The organism is Pseudomonas sp. UBT (assembly GCF_050915955.1).
Lineage (GTDB): Bacteria > Pseudomonadota > Gammaproteobacteria > Pseudomonadales > Pseudomonadaceae > Aquipseudomonas > Aquipseudomonas antarctica_A.
In genome coordinates, this window is record NZ_CP168079.1 from 1,814,339 (window position 1) to 1,838,970 (window position 24,632).

The 24,632-nt window shown below is 60.5% G+C and carries 26 protein-coding genes; 6 read left to right on the forward strand and 20 right to left on the reverse strand.

Annotated features, from left to right (window positions below):
* Nucleotides 1–164 precede the first annotated feature (164 nt).
* From ACDZ94_RS08225 to ACDZ94_RS08245, 5 genes are read right to left on the reverse strand one after another with little or no spacing between them, the layout of a single operon-like run.
* Nucleotides 165–800 (reverse strand): SCO family protein, encoded by a 636-nt coding sequence (locus ACDZ94_RS08225; protein ID WP_064450041.1) that lies wholly within the window; start codon nucleotides 798–800, stop codon nucleotides 165–167.
* Entirely contained in the window at nucleotides 797–1,696 is a 900-nt protein-coding gene (gene cyoE, locus ACDZ94_RS08230) for a heme o synthase (RefSeq protein ID WP_221295994.1), read from the reverse strand. The genes ACDZ94_RS08225 and cyoE overlap by 4 nt, the downstream gene beginning before the upstream one ends.
* Nucleotides 1,684–2,763 (reverse strand): COX15/CtaA family protein, encoded by a 1,080-nt coding sequence (locus ACDZ94_RS08235; protein ID WP_407017453.1) that lies wholly within the window; start codon nucleotides 2,761–2,763, stop codon nucleotides 1,684–1,686. Before ACDZ94_RS08235 ends, cyoE begins: the two co-directional genes overlap by 13 nt.
* Before the next feature lie 10 nt (nucleotides 2,764–2,773).
* Nucleotides 2,774–3,358, reverse strand: a complete 585-nt coding sequence (locus ACDZ94_RS08240; RefSeq protein WP_221295992.1) for a hypothetical protein — start codon at nucleotides 3,356–3,358, stop codon at nucleotides 2,774–2,776.
* Complete coding sequence (locus ACDZ94_RS08245) at nucleotides 3,324–4,088, reverse strand: SURF1 family protein (protein WP_407017452.1); 765 nt, start codon at nucleotides 4,086–4,088, stop codon at nucleotides 3,324–3,326. The genes ACDZ94_RS08240 and ACDZ94_RS08245 overlap by 35 nt, the downstream gene beginning before the upstream one ends.
* A gap of 28 nt (nucleotides 4,089–4,116) precedes the next feature.
* On the opposite strand from ACDZ94_RS08245, the gene ACDZ94_RS08250 reads away from it, so the two are divergent.
* Nucleotides 4,117–4,320 (forward strand): twin transmembrane helix small protein, encoded by a 204-nt coding sequence (locus ACDZ94_RS08250; protein WP_179610078.1) that lies wholly within the window; start codon nucleotides 4,117–4,119, stop codon nucleotides 4,318–4,320.
* A 6-nt stretch (nucleotides 4,321–4,326) separates the two neighbouring features.
* Here the strand turns inward: ACDZ94_RS08250 and ACDZ94_RS08255 are convergent, their stop codons facing one another.
* From ACDZ94_RS08255 to coxB, 4 genes are all read right to left on the reverse strand, one after another.
* Nucleotides 4,327–5,214, reverse strand: a complete 888-nt coding sequence (locus ACDZ94_RS08255) for a cytochrome c oxidase subunit 3 (RefSeq protein ID WP_064450037.1) — start codon at nucleotides 5,212–5,214, stop codon at nucleotides 4,327–4,329.
* Between the two features lie 35 nt (nucleotides 5,215–5,249).
* Nucleotides 5,250–5,801, reverse strand: coding sequence for a cytochrome c oxidase assembly protein (locus ACDZ94_RS08260; protein WP_102367829.1), 552 nt, complete (start codon nucleotides 5,799–5,801; stop codon nucleotides 5,250–5,252).
* Between the two features lie 144 nt (nucleotides 5,802–5,945).
* Nucleotides 5,946–7,532 (reverse strand): cytochrome c oxidase subunit I, encoded by a 1,587-nt coding sequence (gene ctaD, locus ACDZ94_RS08265; protein ID WP_064450035.1) that lies wholly within the window; start codon nucleotides 7,530–7,532, stop codon nucleotides 5,946–5,948.
* Nucleotides 7,533–7,590: 58 nt separating this feature from the next.
* The gene (gene coxB / locus ACDZ94_RS08270; protein ID WP_064450034.1) at nucleotides 7,591–8,718 is read right to left on the reverse strand and encodes a cytochrome c oxidase subunit II; all 1,128 of its coding nucleotides are present in this window, start codon (nucleotides 8,716–8,718) and stop codon (nucleotides 7,591–7,593) included.
* Nucleotides 8,719–9,087: 369 nt separating this feature from the next.
* Between coxB and ACDZ94_RS08275 the strand changes: the two genes are divergently transcribed.
* Nucleotides 9,088–9,735 (forward strand): hypothetical protein, encoded by a 648-nt coding sequence (locus ACDZ94_RS08275; protein ID WP_064450033.1) that lies wholly within the window; start codon nucleotides 9,088–9,090, stop codon nucleotides 9,733–9,735.
* A 128-nt stretch (nucleotides 9,736–9,863) separates the two neighbouring features.
* Here ACDZ94_RS08275 and ACDZ94_RS08280 read toward each other — a convergent pair whose 3' ends face one another.
* The 6 genes from ACDZ94_RS08280 to ACDZ94_RS08305 form a co-directional block, all read right to left on the reverse strand.
* Nucleotides 9,864–11,405 carry a SulP family inorganic anion transporter gene (locus ACDZ94_RS08280; protein WP_262666655.1) on the reverse strand — a complete coding sequence of 514 codons (1,542 nt, stop codon included), beginning with the start codon at nucleotides 11,403–11,405 and terminating at the stop codon, nucleotides 9,864–9,866.
* Nucleotides 11,406–11,490: 85 nt separating this feature from the next.
* A complete protein-coding gene (locus tag ACDZ94_RS08285; RefSeq protein WP_064450031.1) occupies nucleotides 11,491–12,222 on the reverse strand; it encodes a carbonic anhydrase in 732 nt (243 codons plus the stop codon).
* 228 nt (nucleotides 12,223–12,450) lie between these two features.
* Nucleotides 12,451–13,509: a PA0069 family radical SAM protein gene (locus tag ACDZ94_RS08290; RefSeq protein WP_064450030.1), complete on the reverse strand. Its 1,059-nt coding sequence runs from the start codon at nucleotides 13,507–13,509 to the stop codon at nucleotides 12,451–12,453.
* An 81-nt stretch (nucleotides 13,510–13,590) separates the two neighbouring features.
* The gene (locus ACDZ94_RS08295) at nucleotides 13,591–14,889 is read right to left on the reverse strand and encodes a c-type cytochrome (protein ID WP_432751322.1); all 1,299 of its coding nucleotides are present in this window, start codon (nucleotides 14,887–14,889) and stop codon (nucleotides 13,591–13,593) included.
* Nucleotides 14,890–14,901: 12 nt separating this feature from the next.
* The gene (locus ACDZ94_RS08300) at nucleotides 14,902–16,686 is read right to left on the reverse strand and encodes a GMC family oxidoreductase (RefSeq protein ID WP_064450028.1); all 1,785 of its coding nucleotides are present in this window, start codon (nucleotides 16,684–16,686) and stop codon (nucleotides 14,902–14,904) included.
* Nucleotides 16,687–16,688: 2 nt separating this feature from the next.
* The gene (locus ACDZ94_RS08305) at nucleotides 16,689–17,441 is read right to left on the reverse strand and encodes a gluconate 2-dehydrogenase subunit 3 family protein (protein ID WP_221295989.1); all 753 of its coding nucleotides are present in this window, start codon (nucleotides 17,439–17,441) and stop codon (nucleotides 16,689–16,691) included.
* Nucleotides 17,442–17,716: 275 nt separating this feature from the next.
* Between ACDZ94_RS08305 and ACDZ94_RS08310 the strand changes: the two genes are divergently transcribed.
* A complete protein-coding gene (locus ACDZ94_RS08310) occupies nucleotides 17,717–18,403 on the forward strand; it encodes a dual specificity protein phosphatase family protein (RefSeq protein ID WP_432751323.1) in 687 nt (228 codons plus the stop codon).
* A 9-nt stretch (nucleotides 18,404–18,412) separates the two neighbouring features.
* On the opposite strand, the gene ACDZ94_RS08315 is transcribed toward ACDZ94_RS08310, so the two are convergent.
* Together ACDZ94_RS08315 and prlC are read right to left on the reverse strand one after the other, a co-directional pair.
* Complete coding sequence (locus tag ACDZ94_RS08315) at nucleotides 18,413–18,685, reverse strand: YheV family putative zinc ribbon protein (RefSeq protein WP_027608125.1); 273 nt, start codon at nucleotides 18,683–18,685, stop codon at nucleotides 18,413–18,415.
* On the reverse strand, nucleotides 18,682–20,733 hold the full coding sequence (prlC, locus tag ACDZ94_RS08320; RefSeq protein WP_064450025.1) for an oligopeptidase A: 2,052 nt from the start codon (nucleotides 20,731–20,733) through the stop codon (nucleotides 18,682–18,684). Before prlC ends, ACDZ94_RS08315 begins: the two co-directional genes overlap by 4 nt.
* A gap of 102 nt (nucleotides 20,734–20,835) precedes the next feature.
* On the opposite strand from prlC, the gene ACDZ94_RS08325 reads away from it, so the two are divergent.
* Complete coding sequence (locus ACDZ94_RS08325; RefSeq protein ID WP_099601826.1) at nucleotides 20,836–21,378, forward strand: gamma carbonic anhydrase family protein; 543 nt, start codon at nucleotides 20,836–20,838, stop codon at nucleotides 21,376–21,378.
* Complete coding sequence (locus ACDZ94_RS08330; RefSeq protein ID WP_262666648.1) at nucleotides 21,375–22,034, forward strand: HAD family hydrolase; 660 nt, start codon at nucleotides 21,375–21,377, stop codon at nucleotides 22,032–22,034. Before ACDZ94_RS08325 ends, ACDZ94_RS08330 begins: the two co-directional genes overlap by 4 nt.
* Nucleotides 22,035–22,129: 95 nt before the next feature.
* Here ACDZ94_RS08330 and ACDZ94_RS08335 read toward each other — a convergent pair whose 3' ends face one another.
* Nucleotides 22,130–23,173: an aminopeptidase gene (locus tag ACDZ94_RS08335; RefSeq protein ID WP_432751324.1), complete on the reverse strand. Its 1,044-nt coding sequence runs from the start codon at nucleotides 23,171–23,173 to the stop codon at nucleotides 22,130–22,132.
* Between the two features lie 142 nt (nucleotides 23,174–23,315).
* On the opposite strand from ACDZ94_RS08335, the gene ACDZ94_RS08340 reads away from it, so the two are divergent.
* The gene (locus ACDZ94_RS08340; RefSeq protein ID WP_221295985.1) at nucleotides 23,316–23,738 is read left to right on the forward strand and encodes a hypothetical protein; all 423 of its coding nucleotides are present in this window, start codon (nucleotides 23,316–23,318) and stop codon (nucleotides 23,736–23,738) included.
* Here the strand turns inward: ACDZ94_RS08340 and ACDZ94_RS08345 are convergent, their stop codons facing one another.
* Nucleotides 23,739–23,978: a DUF1161 domain-containing protein gene (locus ACDZ94_RS08345; protein ID WP_064450020.1), complete on the reverse strand. Its 240-nt coding sequence runs from the start codon at nucleotides 23,976–23,978 to the stop codon at nucleotides 23,739–23,741.
* 207 nt (nucleotides 23,979–24,185) lie between these two features.
* Nucleotides 24,186–24,617 carry an OsmC family protein gene (locus ACDZ94_RS08350; RefSeq protein WP_169876331.1) on the reverse strand — a complete coding sequence of 144 codons (432 nt, stop codon included), beginning with the start codon at nucleotides 24,615–24,617 and terminating at the stop codon, nucleotides 24,186–24,188.
* Nucleotides 24,618–24,632 lie beyond the last annotated feature (15 nt).

Below are 24,632 nucleotides of genomic sequence, written 5' to 3' on the forward strand. Positions count from 1 at the left end.
CAGTGCAACACACTTGCGTTCAACCCTTGCACAGAACCACTGTGGGAGCTGGCTTGCCTGCGATGGCGGTGGGTGAGCAAGTGGGATGCAAGCAGGCCCACCGCTATCGCGGGCAAGCCAGCTCCCACAGGTGATTTGTGTTGTTGGCTGGGTCGGCGATCGGCTTATTTGCGCTGCAGCAGACCTGGCAACTGTGCCACCAGCTTCTGGTTGTTCAACGGCGCACGGATAAACCCACGCTGCGTACCATCCGGGCCGATCAGCGCCAGGTTGCCGCTGTGGTCGACGGTGTAGTTCGGCTTGCTGGTGTCCGCCGGAATAAACGGAATGCTCACCGCATTCGAGACCTTCTGCACATCCTCCACATTCGCGCCGGTCAGGCCTTCGAATTGCGGGTCGAAGTAGCCCAGGTACTGCTTGAGCTGGGTCGGTGTGTCGCGGTTCGGGTCAACGCTGACCAGGATCACCTGCAACTTATCCACCACCTCTTTAGGCAGCTCGCTCTTGATCTGGCGCAGTTGGGCGAGCGTGGTCGGGCAGATGTCCGGGCAGAAGGTGTAGCCGAAGAACAGCAGGCTCCACTTGCCTTTCAACTCGTTGACCACTACCGGCTGGCCGTCCTGGTTGGTCATGGTCACCGGCGGCAACTGGCGGCTTTGCGGCAGCAGGATGATACCGGCGTCGATCAGCGCGGTAGGGTCGCCCTGACCTTTGCTGTTCAGCACTTTGTTGACGGTCAGGCCCATGATCAACGCGACGATGGCCACCAGGATAAAGACGGTTTTTTGAGTTCGAGTCATAGGTTCAACAGTAAGTAGTGGTCTACGAGCAGGGCGATAAACAGCAACAGCAAGTACCCAATAGAGTACTTGAACGTGTTGATCGCCGCGTGCGGCTTGCTGCCACGGTACAGCACCCAGGCCCATTGCAGAAAGCGCCCGCCCAATACCAGCGCACACGCCAGGTACAGCAGGCCGCTCATGTGGATCACATAAGGCATCAGGCTCACCGCCAGCAGGGCGAAGGTGTAAAGCAGGATATGCACTTTGGTGTAATGCTCGCCGTGGGTGACCGGCAGCATCGGAATGTCGGCCTTGGCGTATTCCTCCTTGCGGTGAATGGCCAGGGCCCAAAAATGCGGCGGGGTCCACGCGAAGATGATCAGCACCAGCAGCAGCGGCTCGGCGCTGACATGCCCGGTGACGGCGACCCAACCCAACAGTGGCGGCGCGGCGCCCGCGAGGCCACCGATGACAATGTTTTGCGGGGTCGCACGCTTGAGAAAGCCGGTGTAGATCACCGCATAGCCGAGCAGCGACGCCAGCGTCAGCCAGGCCGCCAGCGGGTTGGTGAACGCCAGTAACAAGGCCAACCCCGCAACGGCTAGAAACAATGCAAAGGCCAATGCCGCCACCGGCGATACCCGCCCTTCTGCCATGGGCCGTTTATGCGTGCGCGCCATCACCGCATCAATCCGTCGATCCACCACATGGTTGACCGCCGCCGCGCCACCGGCGCACAGCGCAATTCCCAGGTTGCCGAAAATCAGCACTGTCCACGGCACTCCGGCACGGGTCGCGAGGAACATGCCCACCAGCGAGGTGATGAGCATCAGCACCACGACTTTCGGCTTGGTCAGCTCCAGGTAGTCACGCCAGATCGCCTGATCGCGACGCGCGCCGATCAAGGTCGCCATGGCATCTCTCCTTTAAGGGTGATGAGGCCCGATACGTGTTTACGGGGGATGAAACGCCAGCCGAACGGCAGCTGATTGCGCACCCGGACCAGGCTGGTGCGCGCGTGGTAATTGACCAGCACCAGCGTCAGCAACAACGCCGCGCCACCGGCGTTATGGCCGACCGCAACCGGCAGCGGCAGATGAAAGTACACGTTGCTCAGGCCCAAGCCGATTTGCGCCGCCAGGGCGATCAGCAACAGGCCCGCGAGCCGGGTCATGCCCACGGCGCGTAACTGCCAGGCCAGGCCGAACAACACCAACGTAACCAGCATCGCGCCAACGCGATGGGTCAGGTGAATGGCCGTGCGCGCTTCGCTATCAAGCTGGCCACCGAGGTAATTGGGCCCGATGTGCTGGGTCAGGTGAAAACCGTTGGCAAAGTCCGCCGCCGGCCACCACTCGCCATGACAGGTGGGCAGGTCGATACAGGCCACCGCCGCGTAGTTGGAACTGACCCAACCGCCCAGCGCAATTTGGCCGATCACCAACACCAAACCGGCGGTCGCCCAATATTGCAGGCGCTTGGGCACGATCAACGCCGGCAGCACGCCGGACAGGCGCAACGTCAGCAAAAACAGCAAGCTCAAGGTGGCAAAACCACCGAGCAGATGGCCGGTCACCACTTGCGGCCACAGCTTCAGCGTCACCGTCCACATGCCAAACGCCGCCTGGGCGAACACCACTGCCAACAGGAACAGCGGCAGTTTCACCGGCTGGCCGGGGTCACGCCGATGGCTCCACGAGCGCGCCGCCAGCAGCACGATCAACACACCCAAAGTGCCGGCAAAGTAGCGATGCGTCATCTCGGCCCACCCCTTGTCGGCCTCCACCGGCGTGTCGGGAAAATGCAGCTCGGCATGGGCCAGTTGGGCTTCGCTTTGCGGCACGCTGATAAAGCCGTAGCAGCCCGGCCAGTCCGGGCAGCCGAGGCCGGCATGGGTCAGCCGGGTGTAGGCGCCGAGCAGCACAACGATCAACGCTAACAAGGTGGCAAACAACGCGAGGCGAAATCCAGGTTTGGCCATGACGATGCCCTTATCCGATGTTCGACAGTTTCAGCAGCAGGCGCAGGTCGTTGAGCAAGTCCTTGCCCTTGACCTTGGCGTCGTAGCGCAGCACCAGGTTGCCGTGGGGGTCGACGATCCACAGTTGCGCGTCGCCGGGCGCGGCGGCGTCCTTGGTGAAGGTCGACAGGTCCAGCGGGTAGCGTTGCAGTTGCGGGTATTCGGCCTTGAGCTTGGCGTCATACTCGGTGCTCACCGGCTGCGCACTGGCCAGGGCATGGCTGGCGCGGGAAGCATCACGGCCCAGGCTGATTTGCAGCTGGCGCGCCAGGTACACCAGTTGCTGGCACTCGGCAGCACAGGCGGTGGGCGCGGTCACCAGCAGTTGCCAACGGTCCTCGTCCGCCTGCACGCCAATGTCGGCGCGGGTCTGGCCGCTGCCGATCAGTTCACCGTGATAGCTGCGGCTGTCCGGCACCCAGAACTGCAGTTTGTACATGAAGGTGGCCAGCGCCATCGGGCCGATCACCATCATCAGGATCAACATCAGCTGCCAGCGGCCTTTGCGCCGATCAGGCGCCTCAGACGTGCTGGGTGGATTCATGGCCGCTCCCATGGGACTTCTCCTTTTTGTTGTGCCATCCGAGGTAGAGGTAAAGCGCCAGCAGCGCCAACGACATGGCGAACCACTGCACGGCATAGCCCAAGTGCTTTTCCGGGCCCATGGCGACGATGGGCCAGGTGGTGTCGTACGTACCGGGGCCAGGTTCGGCGCGCAGTTCGTAGGCAAAACCGCTGCGACCCAATTCAGCCCACAGCGCGGCGGGATGCAGCGCGGTGAGCAAACGCGGCCATTGCGTGGTGGCAGGGTCGGCGTGCAGTTGGAAGGTTTCGCCGGGGGCGACGTACACCCAGGCGTCGAGATTCAAAGGTTGCTCGGGGGTCGTAAAGACGGGGGGTGTGCGCCGATCCGGCCACGGCAGCCAGCCGCGATTGAGCAACAGCCACGCACCGCTGGCTTGGTCGTGAAAGGCTTGCAACAGCTCTACACCGGCCCTGCCGTCGCGCATGCGGTTGTCGAGCAACACGCTGTGCTCGGCGTCGAATTGGCCGCGCAGGCGCACGCGGCGAAAGGCTGGGTCGGCCATGTCATTCAGTTGCACGCTGTTGATCGGCTCGGCCACACGTCGCTCAGCGTAGCTGTCTACCAGCTGCTGTTTTTCATGGCCGCGCGCCAATTGCCAGAACCCCAGGCCCACCATCAACGGCAGCAGCACCAGCACTACCAGCGTCGGCGCGAGCCCTGGGCGAAAGTCTTTTATGGCGCTGGCTATACTGGTTTTCATTGCCCGCCCATCCGAATGGAACCTGACCATGCTCAAAGCAGCCATTGCCCTGATGCTGATCGCGACTGTCGTAAGCCTGTTCAGTGGCTTGTTCTTTCTGGTCAAGGACGAGGGCAACTCCAACCGCCTCGTCACTGCCTTGACCGTGCGTGTCGTACTGGCCGCGATCACCGTGGGGTTAATCACCTGGGGCTTTTTCAGCGGCCAGCTGGTTTCTCATGCACCGTGGTAAGGCGCCTCAGAGCACATAAACGAAGAAAAACAGCCCGATCCACACCACGTCCACAAAGTGCCAATACCAGCTCGCCGCCTCAAAGCCGAACTGGTGCTCGGCATTGAAATGCCCGCGCAGGATGCGCATCAGCATCACAAACAAAATGATGGTGCCGATGGTCACGTGCGCGCCGTGAAAGCCGGTGAGCATGAAGAAGGTCGCGCCGTACACGCCCGAGCCGAGGGTCAGGCCCAGTTCCTTGTAGGCGTGCATGTATTCTTCGGCCTGGAAGGCCAGGAACGCCCAGCCCAGCAGCACGGTCAGTGCCAGCCAGATTTTCAGCGCGCCACGATGGCCCTTGCGCAAGGCATGGTGGGCGATGGTGATGGTCACGCTGGAGCTGACCAGCAAGATCGTGTTGATCAGCGGCAAGCCCCACGGGCTGATGGTGCCTTCTGGCGCGGGAAACATTTTGGGGTCTGGGTTATTGAGCAACGGCCAGGTGAACTGGAAGTTCGGCCACAGCATGTGCGCGATGCCCTTATGCCCTTCACCGCCCAACCAGGGGCCGGACAGGTGCCGCACATAAAACAGCGCGCCGAAGAACGCGACAAAGAACATCACCTCGGAAAAGATGAACCAGGTCATGCCCCAGCGGAACGAGCGGTCCATCTGCGGGCTGTACAACCCCGCGCGGCTTTCCTTGATGACCGCGCCGAACCAACCGAAGAGCATGTAGGCCAGTAACAGGCCGCCGACGAAAAAGATCCACGGCCCGTGGGATTCCGGGCGCGCCGCCTTCAAGTCGTTGAACCACACCGCCAAACCGTACACGGTGGTCAGCATGCCCAAGGTCGCAATTATTGGCCATTTGCTTTGCGCTGGTACGTAGTACGTATCATGAGCCGACATGTATTCGCTCTCCTGATTAAGCCTGCAAACAGTCGCTAGCCGCCGGTATGTACAGCCACGGGCGGCTGGCGCGCAGTGATGTCAAACAGCGTGTACGCCAGGGTCAAATGCTTCACATCCTTGGGCATGTCGCGATCGACAATGAAGCGCACCGGCATTTCGATACGCTGACCGGGCTGCAGCACTTGCTGGGTGAAGCAAAAGCATTCGGTCTTGTGGAAGTACATCGCCGCTTCCGCCGGGGAGATGCTCGGCACCGCCTGGGCGGTCATGGCCTTGTCGGTGGGGTTGTAGGCGACGAACAGCATTTCGGTGACCGCACCAGGGTTAACCACCACCTCGTCAGCCTTGGAGTGAAACTCCCAGACCATGTCGATAGCGTTGGTCGACAGGAACTGCACGCGCACCTGGCGCGTAGGGTCGACCACCTGCTCGCCCTCGTACTGCCCGGCGGTCTTGCCGTTGATGCCGAACGCCTTGCACATCACGTCGTAGATCGGCACCAGAGCGAAGCCGAAGGCGAACATCGCCACCACCAGGATCAGCAGGCGGGTGACCAGGCGCTTGATGGGCACGGACTCAAGCATGGCAGCCACCCCGCTTTTGACTTTCTGTGGGAGCTGGCTTGCCTGCGATGAGGGTCTGGCAGTTGATAGATTCGGCGACTGACATACCGCTATCGCAGGCAAGCCAGCTCCCACAGGAGAGCGAGGTAGCCTGGGTCAGGGTGTTCACTTGACCTCCGGCGGCGTGGTGAACGTGTGGTACGGCGCTGGCGAAGGAATGCTCCACTCCAGGCCTTCGGCGCCATCCCACGGCTTGGCCGGTGCCGGCGGGCCGCCACGGATGCACTTGATTACGATGAACAGGAAGAAGATCTGTGTAGCGCCGAACATGAACGCGCCGATGGACGAGACCATGTTGAAGTCGGCGAACTGCAGGTTGTAGTCCGGCACCCGGCGCGGCATGCCGGCCAGCCCCACGAAATGCATCGGGAAGAACGCCATGTTCATGCCCACGAAAGACAGCCAGAAGTGCAGCTTGCCCAGGGTTTCGTCGTACATGTGGCCGGTCCATTTCGGCAGCCAGTAGTAGGCCGAGGCGAAGATGCCGAAGATCGCACCGGGCACCAGTACGTAATGGAAGTGCGCCACTACGAAATAGGTGTCGTGGTACTGGAAGTCTGCCGGGGCAATCGCCAGCATCAGCCCGGAGAAGCCGCCGATGGTGAACAGAATCACGAAGGCCACGGCAAACAGCATCGGCGTCTCGAAGGTCAGCGAGCCTTGCCACATGGTGCTGACCCAGTTGAACACCTTCACGCCCGTGGGCACGGCGATCAGCAGCGTGGCGTACATGAAGAACAACTCGCCCACCAGCGGAATGCCAACCACGAACATGTGGTGTGCCCAGACGATAAACGACAGGAACGCGATGCTCGCGGTGGCGTAGACCATCGACGTGTAGCCGAACAATGGCTTGCGCGAGAAGGTCGGGATGATCGAGCTGACGGCGCCGAAGGCCGGCAGGATCATGATGTACACCTCGGGGTGGCCGAAGAACCAGAACACGTGCTGGAACAGTACGGGGTCACCGCCACCGGCCGCGCTGAAGAAGCTGGTGCCGAAGTGGATATCCATCAACATCATGGTCACGCACCCGGCCAGTACCGGCATCACTGCAATCAGCAGGAACGCGGTGATCAGCCAGGTCCAGACGAACAGCGGCATCTTCATCAGCGTCATGCCGGGGGCGCGCAGGTTGAGGATGGTGGCGACCACGTTGATCGCGCCCATGATCGAACTGATGCCCATCAGGTGGATGGCAAAGATAAAGAACGTCACGCTTTCCGGCGCGTAAGTGGTGGAGAGCGGGGCGTAGAAGGTCCAGCCGAAATTCGGCCCGCCGCCGGGGGTGAACAGGGTCGAGACCAGCAGCAGGAACGCCGCCGGCAGCAGCCAGAAGCTGAAGTTGTTCATGCGCGGCAGGGCCATGTCCGGCGCGCCGATCATCAGCGGGATCATCCAGTTGGCCAGGCCGACGAACGCAGGCATCACCGCACCGAACACCATGATCAGGCCGTGCATGGTGGTCATCTGGTTGAAAAACGCCGGCTGCACGATCTGCAGGCCCGGCTGGAACAGTTCGGCGCGGATCACCATGGCGAACGAGCCGCCCAGCAGGAACATGGTGAAGGCGAACCACAGGTACATCGTGCCGATGTCTTTGTGGTTGGTGGTCAGTACCCAGCGCATCAGGCCTTTGGCGGGGCCGTGGGCATGGTCGGCGTGACCATGGTCATCGATCACAGTGCTCATGGCCGTTCTCCTGCAAACGAGTGGGCGAGGCGGTTCAGGGCATACGCTATGAAGGCAGTCATTTGCTTTCCGCCTGCTTGATGGCCAGCACGTCTTTAGGCGTGACCATGTCGCCTTTGTTGTTGCCCCAGGCGTTGCGTTCGTAAGTCACTACGGCGGCGATATCCACTTCCGACAGCTGTTTGCCGAACGCGGCCATGGCGGTGCCGGGCTTGCCGAAGTACACGCGGTGCAGGTGATCTTCCTTGGGCCCGGTGGCAATCGGCGAACCTTTGAGTGCCGGGAACATCGGCGGCAGGCCCTGGCCTTCGGCCTGGTGACAGGCCACGCAGGTGGTGTGATAGATCTTGTCACCGCGCGCCACCAGCTCTTCGAGCGTCCACTCTTTGGAGGTCAGCTCCTTGAGCTTGGCGGCCTCAGCCTTGCGCTCGCCAAGCCAGGTGTCGTAGTCGGCCCTGGATTTGACATCCACTACGATGGGCATGAACCCATGGTCCTTGCCGCACAACTCGGCGCACTGGCCGCGGTAGATGCCGGGTTTCTCGATCCGGGTCCAGGCCTCGTTGATGAACCCAGGAATCGCGTCGCGCTTGACTGCAAACGCCGGCACCCACCAGGAGTGGATCACATCAGCAGCCGTCACCAGGAAACGCACCTTGGCGCCTACCGGCAGCACCAGCGGCTGGTCGACTTCAAGCAGGTAATGCTCGCCTTTGACGGCCTGGTTATGAATCTGCTCGGCGGGCGTGGCCAGGTTGCTGAAGAACTCGACGTCCTGACCCAGGTATTTGTAGTGCCACTTCCATTGGTAGCCCGTAATCTGGATGTCTATATCCGATTCACTGGTGTCGTACATCTTGATCAGCGTCATGGTCGCCGGAATAGCCATCGCCACCAGGATCAGCAAGGGCACCACGGTCCAGAGGATTTCCACGGTCGTACTCTCGTGGAACTTGGCGGCCACCTGGCCCGTGGACCGGCGGTGCATGATCATCGACCAGAACATCGCGCCAAACACGACAATGCCGATCACCACACAAATCCAGAAAATGGTCATGTGCAGGTCAAACACGGCGTGACTGACTTCAGTAGCCCCTGGCGCCATATTCGTTGTCCAGGCGGCTTGCGCCTGGCCGAATACTGACCACAACAGTAGGCCCATCCAAACATGTGGATGTCGCGTCATTGCGGGTTCCCCTTTATGTTTCTTGTTATCCCGCCGGTTTGCACCTGCGGCGAAGGGAGCGGCTTCCATACTGCTTACAACCGCCAAGCCTTGCCTGCTTCATGCAGTTGGGCGTCATCAGCTAATTGCGTACAAAACCGAGTATAGACAGCCGCACCAACCCCGCAATGTGTAGGGGCAAATGAGCAAAAACAGACGGGCGGGCCTAATAAAGCCGGGGGCGGAAACGTTTATCCGACGAGCGATGGCATTTCGATATAACGCCTGCGCATAACCATGAAATAATTATGACAAATGCGTCTTAGGTGCTCGTATAAACGAGCTACCTTATCTTCTCCCTTTTCCTACGCCTGCTTCACTGGAGCTTTCATGAACACCGCTGCATTGCGCGAGCAGATTTCCCGTGCCCATCAACACGAAGCCAGCACTGGCCAGCTTGCCCAGCAACTGGAAAAACAATTGCCGCACCTGCACTCGGCCATCTCCCTGGCTGACGGTGATCGCAACATTGTCATGACCCGTTTTGTCACCGCCTACATCGAGCTCGTCCCGGACTTGCTGGAAGCCGCCAATGACGTGGCCCGCGAAGCCGGGATCGAAAGCCAGATCAAGCCGGTACTGAAAATCGCCGAGCATTTCTTCCTGCAACCGCCCGCGATTCTGGCCGGCCATGAAGGCCTCGACGGGCTGCTGGACGAGGCCTACCTGGCCCATCGTTTGGTGGAGGAAGTCAACGATCTGTATATCAAGCATTTCGGCCAACCGTTGATTCCGGCGGATACCACTGTGGCCAACGTGATTGCCCACCAACTGATCGGTGAAGCATTCGCCAACCAGCTGGATGAAGCCGTGCACTTGGCGGTGGATGAAATGCTCAACGAAGACAGCTTTGCGCTGGAGTCGGTCGAGGCGTATCGCGAGACGCTCAAGAGCCCGAACACGGAAGCGGCGTGGAAACGCTGGCCGTGCCTGTCGCGGCAATTGGGGGTTGAGTTGGCGCTGGATCAGCCTGCTTAAACTTGCGACCTGATAAAGATCACATGTGGGAGCGGGCTTGCCCGCGATGAGGGTGTGTCAGTCAGCCAATGTGTTGACTGACACGCCCTCATCGCGGGCAAGCCGGCTCCCACAGTGTTTTGTGGTGTTCAGACAGGCGCCGAACCGATTCCCACTGTCGTGCGCACCCGGCCTTCCAGCCGGCGCTTCAACCCCCGCGCCTCAATCACCAGCCTGGAGCCTTTGGCCGCATTGGCCCGCCCCCATTCCTCGAGCAATTCCAGGCAAGAATGGTCGATGTAACTCAGGTTACTCAGCGGCACATGCAACGTGGTCCCCGCAGGCACCGTCGACAGCACCTGGGTCAGCGCCGGGACTTTGAGAAAGGTCGCCGCGCCGGTCAGGCGCAGTTCCATCTCACCGTCCTGAGGCAAGTCGATCAGGCTGACTTTCAGTCGCGAAGCCTTGAAGGCCAGCTTCAACAATGTGAGCCCGAAACCCACCAGTACACCAGTGAGCAGGTCGGTAAAGATGATCGCCAGCGCCGTCGCGGCATAGGTGAACATCGGCATCCGCCCATAGCGGCCCAACGCCCGGAACGCCTTTACGTCCACCAGCTTGATCCCGGTGTACACCAGCACGCCCGCCAGGCTCGCCACCGGAATGCTTTGCAGCACACTCGACAGCAGCAGCACGAACCCCAACAGCCACAGGCCATGGAACATCGCTGACAACCGCGTGGTAGCGCCGGCCTGCACATTGGCCGAGCTGCGCACGATCACGCCGGTCATCGGCAGGGCACCCACCAGGCCGCATAGCATGTTGCCCACACCTTGAGCAGACAATTCCTTGTCGAAATCAGAACGCTGACCGCTGTGCATACGGTCCACCGCTGCGGCGGACAGCAGGGTTTCGGCGCTGGCAATAAACGCTACGGCGAACGCGGCGATCAACAGCTGTGGATCAGCCAGGTTGAGGAGGTCACTGGGGCGCAACCAGTCGATCGCGTCAGCGAGGTTTTCCGGGACTTCCACGCGCTTGACCTGCAACGCCAGCACCAGGCTGGTGACCGTCGCCAGGCCCACGCCCAACAAGGCACCCGGCACGAAGCGTAGTGCGTGCGGACGGAACTTGTCCCACAGGTACATCACCAGCATCGTCGACAGCCCCAGCAAACCGGCCTGCCAGCCGAGGCCACCGCCAAGGGTCGGAATGGCTTCGACCAATGCGGCCGGGAAGCCCGCCAGGTTATCCAGCCCTGAAGGTTTGGGGGCGCCGTCGAGCATCACATGGACCTGGGACAGCACAATCAGCACGCCGATCCCCGCCAGCATGCCGTACACCACGGCCGGGGCCGTGACGCGGAACCAACAGCCCAGGCGCAAGCGCCCCGCCACCAGTTGCAGGAAACCCGCCAGCAGCAGGATCGGCCCGAGCATCATCATGCCGTGCTGGCGCACCAACTCGAACACCAACACCGCCAGACCCGCTGCCGGGCCGCTGACCTGCAGCGGCGAACCCGCCAACCAGCCCACTACCAGCCCACCAATAATCCCGGTGATCAGCCCTTTGGCCGGCGGCATGCCGGAAGCAATCGCAATGCCCATGCACAAGGGCAGGGCGACCAGAAACACAACCACGGACGCGAGCAGCTCCCGTGGCAATACAGCTTTCAATTGAGCAGCACGCATGATGACTCTCCCGAGGCATTCGCCGGGCGCGGCAAAGCCTGGCTGCATCCATGGCAGCCACCGCTTTACCCGGCAGGAAAGTGTTTTAGAAGCGCGCTTTAGGCGTCGCGCAAGGGATTGGCCCGTCGCCGCTCAGCGGTCGGAACGCCGCCTGGTCAGCGTCGTATGCGCGAATTTCGCTGGTCTCGATGTTGTAGATCCAGCCATGGATAAACAAATGACCATTGGCCATGCGCGAAGCCACGGAAGGGTGGGTGCGCAAATGTTGCAACTGGGCGATGACGTTTTCTTCGGTCAGCACCTTCATGCTTTCGCCTTCATTGGCGCAGTCGCAGTTGTCCTCGACCATGGACTTGGCGACCTCGGCGTGGCGCAACCAGGCCTTGACCGTCGGCATCTTTTCCAGGCTCTGGGGGTTGAGCACTGCGCGCATGGCGCCGCAATCGGAATGCCCGCACACGATGATGTGCTGCACGCCCAGGGCAAGTACCGCGTACTCGATGGCCGTGGAAACACCACCATTCATCTGGCCGTAAGGCGGCACCACGTTACCCACGTTACGGGTCACGAACAGGTCGCCGGGCGAGCTTTGGGTAATCAGCTCGGGCACGATGCGTGAGTCGGCGCAGGTAATGAACATTGCGCGCGGGCTCTGGGCCGTGGCGAGTTTCTTGAAGAGTTCTTCCTGCTGAGGGAAGACGTCGTGATGGAAATGCAAAAAGCCGTCAACGATGTGCTTTAGCGCTGCATCGGCGGTTTCCGCCACCTGAGGGGCTGAAGCCGACGCAGCCAACGGCTGTTTATCCTTGTCACTCATGATTCATCCTCTTGATTAATGCAGGGTGAGTGTTCAGGTCTATTCGACGCCCAGCCTTTGAAATAGTTAGCAAACTACACAAACCGAGGCGCCGACTCATCAGTCACTCGCTGAACAAGGTAACCATCGAAACTTAACTCAAACTGAATGAACCGCTCTAGATCGAGGGTTTCACTGATGTCAAAACGCGACTATTCCTACAGAAATAATGCGTTCTTCCTCGTCAGTTTACAACAATGCCATTTGCCTGCCAGGCGGGCAAAACACCGAACAATCCAGGTTAAAACCCTCCCGGCGATTGAGCCCCAGCCGCTTGATCGCCTTGCTGAAGCGCTGCGCCAACAAATCAGCAAACGGCCCCTCGCCGCGCATGCGCACACCGAAGCGGCTGTCGTACACCTCACCCCCACGTACCTGCCGCACCAGGCTCATCACATGGGCCGCACGCTGCGGGTAATGCGCCGCCAGCCACTCCTCGAATAACGGCGCCACTTCCAATGGCAACCGCAGCATCATATACGCCGCACTCTGCGCACCCGCCGCGTGGGCTTCGGTCAGCAGGCTTTCCAATTCACTGTCGTTGATCATCGGAATCATCGGTGAACACAGCACACCCACTGGTATGCCTGCCTCACGCATCACTCGAATCGCCCGCAATCGCGCCTTGGGCGCCGCCGTGCGCGGCTCCAGGATGCGCTTGAGCTCGTCGTCCAGGCTGGTGAGGCTGATCATCACCGCCACCAGACGTTGGCGCGCCAATTCAGTGAGCAAATCGAGATCGCGCAGGATCAGCGAGCCCTTGGTGATGATCGTCACCGGGTGCCGATAACGCAGCAGCACTTCGAGGGTCTGCCGGGTGATCTTGTATTCGCGCTCGATAGGCTGGTACGGGTCGGTATTGGAGCCCAGATTGATCGGTGCACACACATAGCCCGGCTTCGACAGCTGCTGTTCGAGCACGTCGGCGGCATTGGTTTTGGCGATCAGTTTGGTTTCGAAATCCAGCCCCGGCGACATGTCCCAGTAGGCATGGCTGGGCCGCGCATAGCAGTAGATGCAGCCATGCTCGCAGCCGCGATAAGGGTTGATCGAGCGATCGAAGGGCAAGTCCGGCGAGTTGTTGCGGGTGATGATGCTCTTGGCCGTCTCGATACGCACTTCGGTGCCCTGGGTCGGCGGCACTTCCTGAAACCAGCCGTCGTCCTCGACCACGCTGGTGGTCGGCGCAAAACGGTTGTGCAGGTTGGTGGCCGTGCCCCGGCCACGGGGCGGCAGCGGAGTAGACATGAAAACGCCTCGATACTGTTTTTATATACAGTATCGAGGCGCGGGGGTTCTGACCAGTGCCGTTTGGCGGTCAGGGCAGGATCAGTGCTTCTGCGTCACCTGCCCCAGGTCATCGCCCGAGGTGGTGCGCATATCACTCTTGCGCAGGTCCGCCACGTCACTGGCTTTCACGGGCGCGCCTTTGTTGCCCCAGCTGCCGCGAACAAAGCTGACGACATCCGCCACTTCCTGGTCCGACAAACGCCAGGCAAAAGCCGGCATGGTGAATGTCGACGGCGCCGTGTGAGTCGCCGGCAAGGTTCCACCGTTCAACACAATGTTGATCAACGACGTGGCATCCGCCGTCTGCAACACCGGGTTACCCGCCAGTGCCGGGAACACTCGCGTATAACCATGGCCGTCCGTACGGTGGCAGGCGGCGCAGTTGTCGATATACACCGACGCGCCCGGCTTGCTGTCATCGCCTTTCCACAGCGCCTCGGCCACCTGCTTATCGTACTGATGCGGCTGATCCTTGGGATCGACCGCCGGCAGGCTTTTGAGGTAACGGGCGATAGCGGTAAGGTCGTCCTGCGACATGTACTGCATGCTGTGCACGACAACATCACTCATGCCGCCAAACACCGCGCTGCGGTCACTGCGACCGGTCTTGAGGAACTGCACCAGTTGCTCCTCGCTCCAGCTACCGAGGCCGTCCTTGTGGTCGCCACGCAGGCTTTTCGCGATCCAGCCTTCCAACGGCGCGCTGCCGGACAGGAAGGCAGCGCCGTCCGCGGCACTCAGGGCTTTTTCCTGCATGGTCAGCGCGCGCGGCGTATGGCAGGCGCCACAGTGGCCGAGACCTTCAACCAGGTAGGCGCCGCGGCTGATCACCGGGTCGGCGGCGACCTGTGCCGGATGCTCCTCAACCGTCGGTGCAAACATCCAGCGCCAGGCCGCCAACGGCCAACGCATGCTCAAGGGCCATGGAATGTCACTGTCCTTGTTCTCTTGGGCGACCGGCTCAACACCTTTCATGAAGTACGCATACAACGCCTGCATATCGCTGTCGCTGACGCGCGCGTAGGACGGATACGGCATCGCCGGGTAAAGCGTACTACCGTTCTTGGCGACACCATGGCGCACGGCCTTGTCGAAGTCTTCGAAGCTGTAGTCGCCCAGGCCCGTCTTGTCCGGGGTGATGTTGGTGGAATAGATCACGCCGATGGGCGTTTCCATCGGCAGGCCGCCAGCGAACGGCTTGCCGCCCTTGGCGGTGTGGCAGGCCACACAGTCACCCGCGCGGGCCAGGTATTCGCCCTGCTTGATCAAGTCGGTTTCGGCGGCGCTTACCGAGCAACTGCTGAGCAACGCCAGGGTGGCGATAACGAGTGCTTTCATGGTCATCGCTCCTTATGCCTGAACCAGTGGGCCGGGATTCTTGAGGTACTGCTCGCGGATCGCCCGCGCCGACCAGTAGGTCAACGCCGCCACCAGGCCGGTAGGGTTGTAACCCAAGCCTTGTGGGAAAGCGGACGCGCCCGGGACAAACACGTTGTGCACATCCCAGCTCTGCAGGTAGCGGTTCAGCGCGCTGGTTTTGGGGTCGGTGCCCATGATCGCGCCGCCGTTGAGGTGAGTGGTCTGGTAGGCCGCAGTGTTGAATTGCTCTCCGACCTTTTTGCCCAGCACGGCAATGGCCTTGGGGTTCATCGCTTGGGCAACCTTGCCCATTTTCTCCATCATGAAACGGTTCATCTTGATGTCGTTTTCCTGCCAGTCGAACGTCATCCGCAGCAATGGCAGACCGTAGGCATCGCGGTACACCGGGTCCAGGTCCAAGTAGTTGGCCCGGTAGGATTGATGCGCGCCGTGGGAGTCCATCGACACCTGGTGGGTGTAGTAATCGGCGGTGGCGCGTTTCCAGGCACTGCCCCACGCGGGGGTGCCCGGCGGGTTGGACGTACCGGCGATCGGCCGGCTGCCAGCCTGGTTGACCCACATCGGCGAGCCCCCCACAAAGCCGTGCGGCCCGTGGTCGAAGTTATCCGCGTTGAAGTCATCAATGGCCACGCCATTGCCGCCCGCACCGATGAAGTTGTTGGTGTGGGTGTCCTTGTCGAAGAAGGCCTTGATGGTGCCCATGTTCTGGTAGGCGAAGTTCCTGCCCACCACACCCTCATTGGTAATCGGGTCGTAGGGCTTGCCGATACCCGACAGCAGCATCAGGCGTACGTTGTTGAACTGGAAGGAGCCGATGATCACCAGATCCGCCGGTTGCTCGCATTCCCGCCCCTGGCCGTCGATATAGGTCACGCCGGTGGCCTTGCTCTTGGTGCTGTCGAGGTTGACCTTGAGCACGTGGGAATTGGGCCGCAGCTCGAAGTTCGGCACCTGGCGCAGTGCTGGCAGAATGTTTACGTTTGGCGAGGCCTTGGAATACATGTAGCACACGTAACCGCTGCAGAACCCGCAGAAGTTGCACGGGCCCATCTGCGCGCCGTAGGGGTTGGTGTACGGCCCCGAGGTATTGGCCGACGGCAGGTTGTAGGGCTTGTAACCGACCTCGGCAGCCGCCTTCTGAAACAGCTGTGCGGACACGGTGTTTTTCTGCGACTCCAACGGGAACGGGTTGGAACGATCCGGTGCATATGGGTTGCCGCCACGGCCTTCGCCCACCACCTGACCTTTTACGGTCCAGGCCTGGCCGGAGGTGCCGAAGACTTTTTCCGCGTAGTCGAAAAACGGCTCCAGTTCTTCGTAGCTCACGCCGAAGTCCTGGATGGTCATGTCTTTGGGAATGAAATTTTTGCCGTAGCGCTCTTCATAGTGGCTACGCATGCGCAGCTCGATAGGGTCGACGCGAAAATGCACCCCCGACCAGTGCAGGCCCGCGCCGCCCACGCCATTGCCCGGCAGGAACGCGCCCAATTGGCGGTTGGGCAAGGCAACGTCATTCACGCTATGGCGAATGGTCACCGTCTCCTTGGAGATGTCCTGAAAGAGTTTTTTACGCACGCTGTAGGTCAGTTCGTCGATGACCTGCGGATAGTTGCCGTCGGGGTAGGTGTCCTGCATCGGGCCGCGCTCCAGCGCTACCACGTTGAGGCCTGCTTCGGTCAGTTCCTTGGCCATGATCGCGCCGGTCCAGCCGAAACCCACGATCACCGCGTCCACTTTCTTCATGATGGTCGCCACGTTTATGCCCTCTCGCCGCGAATGGAAACAGCCGGGAAGGGGTATTGCTCGTTGCGTTCAACCCAGTCCATGAAATCGGCGCGGGCGCCGGGGAAGCCAATCATCGTCCAGCCGACCATGCCTTTATTGCCGCCGTGGATCGGGTCGCAGAAGAACCCTTCCTTGGTATTTTGCAGCAGCAGGTTGAAAAACATCTTTGCCGGCACGGCTTCGAAATGCGCCGTCATTTCACTGCCGCCAGCCTCCATACGCCGCAGCATGTCGTCCTGGGTAGCGCTGTCTTGCGCGGCAAAAGCCTTGCCATTGAACGCCTTCGACCAGGCATCCGTCGCGGCAATGCCCAGGCGATAGATGTCCTTGGGTACCAGTTTGCTCTGCCAGCCCATCTCCGGCGCCGCATCGGCGTTAAACGGGCCTTGCATGAACCACAGCGCGCCCGCGGCATACGGCGTGTTCATCTGGCGGTCGATGTATTCCGGCGCGCCGGCTTCCAGGGCGCCAGGGCCTTGGGCGTCAGCGGGAATCAGGCGGGCGACGGCCGCGTTGATAAACGCCCACTCTTCGGCGGTGAAATAGCTCGGCTCATAGGCTTTGTCGTTGACGGACGGCTTGGCAGGAGCGGCCTGAACCGGCTCCGGCGTGGCCATCAATATCGAGCCGCCAAGGCCGGTGCTGGCAACCGTGACCACCGGGATCAAGGTCAAGGATTTGCGCAAAAAGTCACGCCGGGGGTTGTCTTGATCTTGATCAGACATGGGTGCACCTCATCATGTGGTCACGGGTTGATCAGCCGCTTCTGGGAGCAGCGTGAAGGCTTGCCGAGCAAATAGGATCCAATGGGCTAGAGCAGACTGGCAAACAATAGTTACAAATGATAGCAGGCTAAGAATTGAGAAGAATCGATTAAGCGAGAAAAACACCGGATCAGGTCGGGTATTCACGATTCTTTGACGAGTACCTCACGCCGCGTTGACCCCTCGCAGGCGAATCTGTGGCCCATCAGCCATTTCCCTATTCGGTCCCAATGCGCATGTTCACAATTCGTTTGCTGCCTGCCCTCGGCCTGGCGTTCATGGCTCTGCTCAGCACGCTTCAGGCCCAAGCCGACGAGGCCACGTCCCTGCGCTCAGCAGAATGGGCCCAGCCTGTGGGCGACCAATTCAACCTGCACCAGATGACGCCGACGCTGTATCGCAGCGCACTGCCGGACAGCAGTGCAGTGCCCGTATTGGAAAAACTCAAGATCGGCACGGTGATCAACTTTTTGCCGGAATCTGATGCGGCATGGCTGAAGACATCTGATATCAAACAGGTGCAGCTGACTTATCGCACTAACCACGTCGACGATTCCGACGTGCTGGCGGCGCTCAGGGCCATCCAGCAAGCAGAAGCCAACGGCCCTGTGCTGATGCACTGCAAACACGGCTCCGACCGCACTGGCCTGATGGCCGCGATGTATCGGGTGGTGATTCAGGGGTGGAGCAAAGAAGACGCGCTGAACGAGATGACCCTGGGCGGTTTCGGCACCAGTAACGGCTTCAAGGACGGCGTTCGCTACATGATGAAGGCCGATATCGACAAGTTGCGTACAGCCTTGGCGAATGGCGATTGCAGCACCAGCGCGTTTGCCCTGTGCTCGATGAACAGTTGGCTCAACACGGCCACCAGCAGCCGTGTTGAGCCAAAGAAAGACACTGAGTTAGTGCTCACACCCTAAGAACGGGTATCAGTCTTTTTTCAGCTTGGGATTGGGGAAAAACTGCACGGCCTGCACCTTCGGGTCCGGCGCTTTCAACGCCGATGTATTGACCCGCGTGCCCAACTCCTTGGGCACCGACAAACCTTGATCATTGAGCGTGTCGGTATAACCGCAGGCCACACACTCACGGTGCGGCACGCTGTCCTCGGTCCACATCTTCAACTTGTCCGGCTCGCTGCACGCCGGGCAAACCGCCCCGGCGATAAATTGCTTTTTGGTAATCACAGGCCCTTCACTCATGCTGCCGCGTCCTCACTCAGGCCGCTGTGGCGCAAGAGTGCGTCAATCGACGGCGCACGTCCGCGGAAGTCGACGAACAGCACCATCGGCGCCTGGGAACCACCCCGCGCCAGAATCGCTTCGCGGAATGCACGGCCGGTTTCAGCGTTGAGCACACCCTCTTCCTCGAACTTGGAGAAGGCATCCGCCGACAACACTTCAGCCCATTTGTAGCTGTAATAACCCGCCGCGTAACCGCCGGCGAAGATGTGCGCAAAGCTGTTAGGGAAACGGTTGTAGGCCGGTGGACGCATGACCGAGACCTCATCGCGCACGCCTTCAAGCACCTGCGCCACGGTGCGACCATCGCCATGGGTGGCGTGCAACTCGAAGTCGAACAGCGAGAACTCCAGCTGGCGCACCATCATCAGGCCGGACTGGAAATTCTTCGCCGCCAGCATTTTTTCCAGCAGGTCCTGGGGCAGCGGCTCACCGGTTTCATAGTGGCCAGAGATCAGCGCCAGGCCTTCCGGCTCCCAGCACCAGTTCTCCATGAACTGGCTCGGCAGTTCCACTGCATCCCACGCCACGCCGTTGATGCCGGACACGCCAGCGTGTTCAACGCGGGTCAGCAGGTGATGCAAGCCGTGGCCGAATTCGTGGAACAGCGTGGTGACTTCATCGTGGGTCAGCAGCGCAGGCTTGCCGCTGTCGGCCGGGGTGAAGTTGCACACCAGGTTGGCCACCGGGCTTTGCAATACGCCGTCGATCGTGCGGCGACGGTCGCGCGCGCCATCCATCCAGGCACCGCCCCGCTTGTTGGCGCGGGCGTACAGGTCGAAGAAGAAACGCCCGACGTGCTGGCCGTTTTCCTTGATTTCAAACAGGCGAACATCCGGGTGCCAGGTGTCGAAGCCTTTTTGCTCGGCGATTTCGATGCCGTACAGGCGCTGGACGATGGCAAACAGCCCGCCGAGCACTTTGTCGATCGGGAAGTAGGCGCGCAGGGCTTCCTGGGAAACGCTGTAGCGTTGCTCGCGCAGTTTTTCACCGTAGAAACCGCTGTCCCAGCTTTGCAGGTCGGCGCAGCCTTGTTCGGCGGCGTAGGCCTTGAGCTGTTGCAGGTCCTGAGCGGCAAACGGCTTGCTGCGCTTGGCCAGGTCACGCAGGAAGCTCAGTACCTGATCGCTGGAATCAGCCATTTTGGTGGCCAGGCTCAGCTCGGAGAACGATGCATAGCCCAATAGCTTGGCCAGTTCCTGACGCAGATCGAGGATCTGCTCCATCACCGGGCCGTTATCGTTCTGACCGGCATTCGGGCCTTGGTCCGACGCACGGGTGCAGTAGGCCGCGTAGATTTCTTCACGCAGGGCGCGGTCCTGGGCGTAGGTCATCACCGCGTAATAGCTAGGAAATTCGAGGGTGATCAACCAGCCGTCGAGGCCTTTGGCCTGGGCGGCGGCAGCCATTTGCGCCTTGGCGGAGTCGGTCAGGCCGGTGAGAGTGGCTTCATCGGTGACGTGTTTGGTCCAGGCCTGGGTCGCATCCAGCAGTTGGTTGGAAAATTTGCTGCCCAGTTCGGAAAGCTTGCTTTGCACTTCCGCGTAACGCTTTTGCTGTTCGGGCGGCAAATCGATACCCGACAGGCGGAAGTCGCGCAGGGCGTGTTCCAGGATAGTTTTTTGCGCCACATCGAAGCCGGCCGCTTCGGGGCTGTTGGCCAGGGCTTCGAAGGCCTGGAACAGTGCGCGGTTCTGGCCCATCTCGGTGGAGTAGGCACTCAACGCAGGCAGGCAGCCTTCATAAGCTTCGCGCAGCTCAGCACTGTTGCACACGGCGTTGAGGTGGCTGACCGGGCTCCAGGCGGCGCCCAGGCGGTCATTCAGCTCGTCCATGGCCAGCACCAGACCGGCCCATGTCGGATTTTTGCCCTGGCTTTGCAGGATGCCTTCGATGGCAACGCGGTTGTCGGCGAGGATCTGTTCGATGGCCGGCTGCACGTGCTCGGCACGGATCGCCGAGAACGGCGGCAGGTCGTAGGACTGTAGAAGAGGGTTGTTCGCGCTCACGGTTGACACCTTGGCTGAAGAAACATGTAAGAACAAAGATGGGGCCATCTTAATTACAATCAACGCCCACCGCAGCTATCAGCAGAAGAGAGAGAGGCTATCGTGACCCTTCGCACCTATCAGAACCACACGCCAACCCTGGGCGCCGGGGCTTTTGTCGATATTTCGGCGGTGGTGATCGGCGATGTCGAAATCGGCACCGACAGCTCGGTTTGGCCGCTGACCGTGATTCGCGGCGACATGCACCGCATCCGCATCGGTGCGCGCACCAGCGTGCAGGACGGCTGCGTGCTGCACATCACCCACGCCGGGCCGTTCAACCCGGACGGCTTCCCGCTGCTGATCGGCGATGACGTGACCATCGCCCACAAGGTCATGCTGCATGGCTGCACCGTGGGCAATCGGATCTTGATCGGCATGGGCAGCATCGTGATGGACGGCGCCGTGGTCGAAGACGACGTCATCATCGGCGCCGGTAGCCTGGTGCCGCCGGGCAAGAAACTCGACAGCGGCTTTTTGTATGTGGGCAGCCCGGTTAAACAAATCCGTGCGCTGACTGACAAGGAGCGCGCCTTTTTCACTTACAGCGCGGCGAACTACGTGAAGCTTAAAGACCTGCACCTGGCTGAAGGATTCGACCAATGACCCAGCGTTACCAAACTGTCCTGTTCGACCTGGATGGCACCCTGACCGACCCGCGTGAGGGCATCACTCGCTCGATCCAGTACGCGCTTGGCAAGCTCGGCATCGACGAGCCGGACCTGACCAAGCTGGAGCACTTTATCGGCCCGCCGTTGCTGCAAGCCTTCATGCAGTTCTACGGCTTCGACGAGGCCAAGGCGTGGGAGGCAGTGAATTTTTATCGCGAGCGTTTCAAGGTCACCGGCCTGTATGAAAACCGCGTGTTCGACGGCGTGATGCCGTTACTGGAAGCGCTGAACAACCAGGGCCGTCAGCTGTATGTGGCTACGTCCAAGCCGTGGGTGTTCGCCCGCGAGATCGCCCGCCATTTCGATTTTGCCAAGCACTTCAAGGTCATCTACGGCAGCGAGCTGGATGGGACGCGCACCCATAAAGTTGAGCTGATCGCTCACTTGATCAGCGAAGAGGGCCTGGACCCGGCGACCACCTTGATGATTGGTGATCGAAAGCACGACCTGATCGGGGCGCGCAGCAATGGGCTGGACTCGGCGGCTGTAGGGTATGGGTTCGGCAGTTTTGAAGAGTTGAATGCCGAGGCGCCGACTTGGCATTTTGAGACGTTGGATGAGATGCATCAGGCATTTTTGCAGCGGGTTTGAGACCGCTATCGCAGGCAAGCCAGCTCCCACACTTGACCGCATTCCAAGTTTGGAAATCGATCAACTGTGGGAGCTGGCTTGCCTGCGAAGAGGCCCTAACGGCCACCACTCTCCAATTGCCTCAACGCCGCCTTACGCTGCGCCACCGGCAACCCACCCAACTTCTCAACCGCCGCAAAAAACTTCACCCAATCCCCGCCTTCCTGCGCAAATAACGCCGCAAACGCCGGCACCCACTGGTCATACAGCCCGAACGGCAACAACCGCGCATTGTTCATCGGCTGGTTGATCCACACGTCGTAACGCTTATCCCCGCCCCATTGGCTATCGCGCATGTGCCGGTACTCGCTGCGCAATCGCTCAAATTCCGCTGCCTTGGCCTGCCGCATCACGTCCGCCACCAACGGTTTTGCGTACAACGCCTCCAGGCGTTTGCGGGTATCAAGAATCAGCTGGATAAATTGGTCACGCTGCTGCAACGCTGCATCGCTGACAGGCGCCAAACCCCGTGCTGCACGCCATTGGCGGGTGCCTTCCTGCTCGACGAAGTTGGCATAAGACTCGTTGAACTCGGTGTCGTCCTTCACATAAAAACGCTGGTGCGCCAACTCATGAAAAATCAGCGTGGCCAGGCGCTCATCACCCCAGTGCATCATCGAGCTCATGATCGGGTCGTTGAACCACCCCAGGGTGGAATAGGCCTCGACACCGCCAATCGACACGTCCATGCCCCGTTGCTGCAACAACGCCGCCTCGCCGCGTGCAGCGCCCTGGTTGTAATAGCCGCGATAAGCGACGCAGCCGGCGATCGGGAAACAGTGGGTTTGCGGGGATAGAGAGAATTCAGTCGTGGCGAACACATTCCAGACCACATAGGGTCGGCCAATGTCCGCGTACAACCGGTAACTCTGGTTGTCAGGCAAGTGCAGGTGCTCGCTGGCAAAGGCACGCGCCTTCTGCGATTGCTCCAGGTGATCGCGCAGCGCCTGTGGGCGAGAGGAATCGGCGATGACTTCGGAAACCGGCTCCCGCGCCCTCAGCAACTGCCATTGGCCCTCAGCCAACTGGCTGTAATAACTGACGCTGGAGCAGCCGCTGAGCAACACGACCATTAACCCTGGAAGAAAACGCCTCAACATGCTCCGACCGCTCCTGGGTAATTGGCTCGCCAGACTATCCTGCCTGCGCGGGATTTTTCCATGCCGTGACGTGTTTATACTCATAGAGAGTCTGCTGCCCTGTGCGCCGGGCTTAATTCTTTCCTTCCGTTGAGTGCCTGCCATGCGCCAGCTCTTGCTTCCCGTCACTGCCCTGTTTCTCAGCGCCTGTGCTTCGACCCCATTGCCACCGGTCGATCCGCATCAGGCATGGGTCGATTTCGCCACCCCGACCCCGGGCGCCAAACTGGTGATGGCCCAGCGCCTGGACGGCAAGAACCTCAACGACGGGCGTTTCTTTCAGGTGCCACCCGGCAGCCACGAACTGATGGTGCGCTTTGATTTCGAGGTGCCGACCGGGGGCAGTTTGGGCGGGTTGTCGCAGACCCAGGACCGGACCTGCTTCATGACCTTGCAGTACGACAGTTTCCAGGCAGGCCAGCGCTATGTGCTGGAGGGCCGCTCGCTGGGCTTTACGCCCAACATCCGGCTGTACAACACAGCGCGGCAGTTGCTGGCGCAAGAGCGCAGCGTCAACTGCATCTGATCAGTCGTTGTTCTTTTGGTAGACGATAGCTTTGGTACCGTTCTCACAGCTGCCGACGACCATGGCACTGTCGTGCTTGTCGGCTTCTTCTTTGCTGACGACTTCCAAGGTGTAGGACGGCACTGCGTTAGCCTGGATTTTGACCTCGATCTCTTTCCTGAGCTCTTCACAATCTTTTGGCGCGGCCACGGCCGACGTGGCCAAAACACCGCAGATGATCGCCAAGGCAAAACGTTTCATGTGTGTAGCTCCCTGAATGCATGCGCACGGGTGTGCGCCTAGGCTGCATAGCGTATAGGACCACATCCGGGAAACACGAGTTCTGATTTAACGCACAACTAAATGTGGGAGCGAGCTTGCTCGCGAATGCGGTGGGTCAGTCACAGTGATATTGACTGGTCCACCGCATTCGCGAGCAAGCCCGCTCCCACATTGGAAGATGCTTTATCAGTTAACCAGCGTGGCATCCAGGCTGATTTTCGCATTCAGTACCTTGGACACCGGGCACCCTTCCTTGGCCTTTTTGCTCAGTTCGTCGAACTGGGCCTGGCTCGCGCCGGGGATCTTGGCCTTGAGGATCAGGTGCACAGCGGTAATTGCAAAGCCACCTTCCACTTGGTCCAAAGTCACTTCAGCCTGGGTGTCAATGCTGTCGGCCTTGAGGCCGGCGTCGCCGAGAATCATCGAAAACGCCATGGAGAAACAGCCCGCGTGGGCCGCACCGATCAGTTCTTCAGGGTTGGTACCCTTGCCGCCTTCGAAACGGGCCTTGAAGCCGTAAGGCGCTTCGCGCAGCACGCCGGTTTCGGTGGAAATGGAACCCAGGCCTGTCTTCAGATCACCTTCCCAATGCGCGGATGCTTTTTTAACAATACTCATAGCTGTCTCCTCGAA

Coding starts and splice junctions, on each gene's coding strand:
- ACDZ94_RS08225 (WP_064450041.1), bottom strand. CDS start 800: ATGACTCGAACTCAAAAAACCGTCTTTATCCTGGTGGCCATCGTCGCG.
- cyoE (WP_221295994.1), bottom strand. CDS start 1,696: ATGGCGACCTTGATCGGCGCGCGTCGCGATCAGGCGATCTGGCGTGAC.
- ACDZ94_RS08235 (WP_407017453.1), bottom strand. CDS start 2,763: ATGGCCAAACCTGGATTTCGCCTCGCGTTGTTTGCCACCTTGTTAGCG.
- ACDZ94_RS08240 (WP_221295992.1), bottom strand. CDS start 3,358: ATGGGAGCGGCCATGAATCCACCCAGCACGTCTGAGGCGCCTGATCGG.
- ACDZ94_RS08245 (WP_407017452.1), bottom strand. CDS start 4,088: ATGAAAACCAGTATAGCCAGCGCCATAAAAGACTTTCGCCCAGGGCTC.
- ACDZ94_RS08250 (WP_179610078.1), top strand. CDS start 4,117: ATGCTCAAAGCAGCCATTGCCCTGATGCTGATCGCGACTGTCGTAAGC.
- ACDZ94_RS08255 (WP_064450037.1), bottom strand. CDS start 5,214: ATGTCGGCTCATGATACGTACTACGTACCAGCGCAAAGCAAATGGCCA.
- ACDZ94_RS08260 (WP_102367829.1), bottom strand. CDS start 5,801: ATGCTTGAGTCCGTGCCCATCAAGCGCCTGGTCACCCGCCTGCTGATC.
- ctaD (WP_064450035.1), bottom strand. CDS start 7,532: ATGAGCACTGTGATCGATGACCATGGTCACGCCGACCATGCCCACGGC.
- coxB (WP_064450034.1), bottom strand. CDS start 8,718: ATGACGCGACATCCACATGTTTGGATGGGCCTACTGTTGTGGTCAGTA.
- ACDZ94_RS08275 (WP_064450033.1), top strand. CDS start 9,088: ATGAACACCGCTGCATTGCGCGAGCAGATTTCCCGTGCCCATCAACAC.
- ACDZ94_RS08280 (WP_262666655.1), bottom strand. CDS start 11,405: ATGCGTGCTGCTCAATTGAAAGCTGTATTGCCACGGGAGCTGCTCGCG.
- ACDZ94_RS08285 (WP_064450031.1), bottom strand. CDS start 12,222: ATGAGTGACAAGGATAAACAGCCGTTGGCTGCGTCGGCTTCAGCCCCT.
- ACDZ94_RS08290 (WP_064450030.1), bottom strand. CDS start 13,509: ATGTCTACTCCGCTGCCGCCCCGTGGCCGGGGCACGGCCACCAACCTG.
- ACDZ94_RS08295 (WP_432751322.1), bottom strand. CDS start 14,889: ATGAAAGCACTCGTTATCGCCACCCTGGCGTTGCTCAGCAGTTGCTCG.
- ACDZ94_RS08305 (WP_221295989.1), bottom strand. CDS start 17,441: ATGTCTGATCAAGATCAAGACAACCCCCGGCGTGACTTTTTGCGCAAA.
- ACDZ94_RS08310 (WP_432751323.1), top strand. CDS start 17,717: ATGTTCACAATTCGTTTGCTGCCTGCCCTCGGCCTGGCGTTCATGGCT.
- ACDZ94_RS08315 (WP_027608125.1), bottom strand. CDS start 18,685: ATGAGTGAAGGGCCTGTGATTACCAAAAAGCAATTTATCGCCGGGGCG.
- ACDZ94_RS08330 (WP_262666648.1), top strand. CDS start 21,375: ATGACCCAGCGTTACCAAACTGTCCTGTTCGACCTGGATGGCACCCTG.
- ACDZ94_RS08335 (WP_432751324.1), bottom strand. CDS start 23,173: ATGTTGAGGCGTTTTCTTCCAGGGTTAATGGTCGTGTTGCTCAGCGGC.
- ACDZ94_RS08340 (WP_221295985.1), top strand. CDS start 23,316: ATGCGCCAGCTCTTGCTTCCCGTCACTGCCCTGTTTCTCAGCGCCTGT.
- ACDZ94_RS08345 (WP_064450020.1), bottom strand. CDS start 23,978: ATGAAACGTTTTGCCTTGGCGATCATCTGCGGTGTTTTGGCCACGTCG.
- ACDZ94_RS08350 (WP_169876331.1), bottom strand. CDS start 24,617: ATGAGTATTGTTAAAAAAGCATCCGCGCATTGGGAAGGTGATCTGAAG.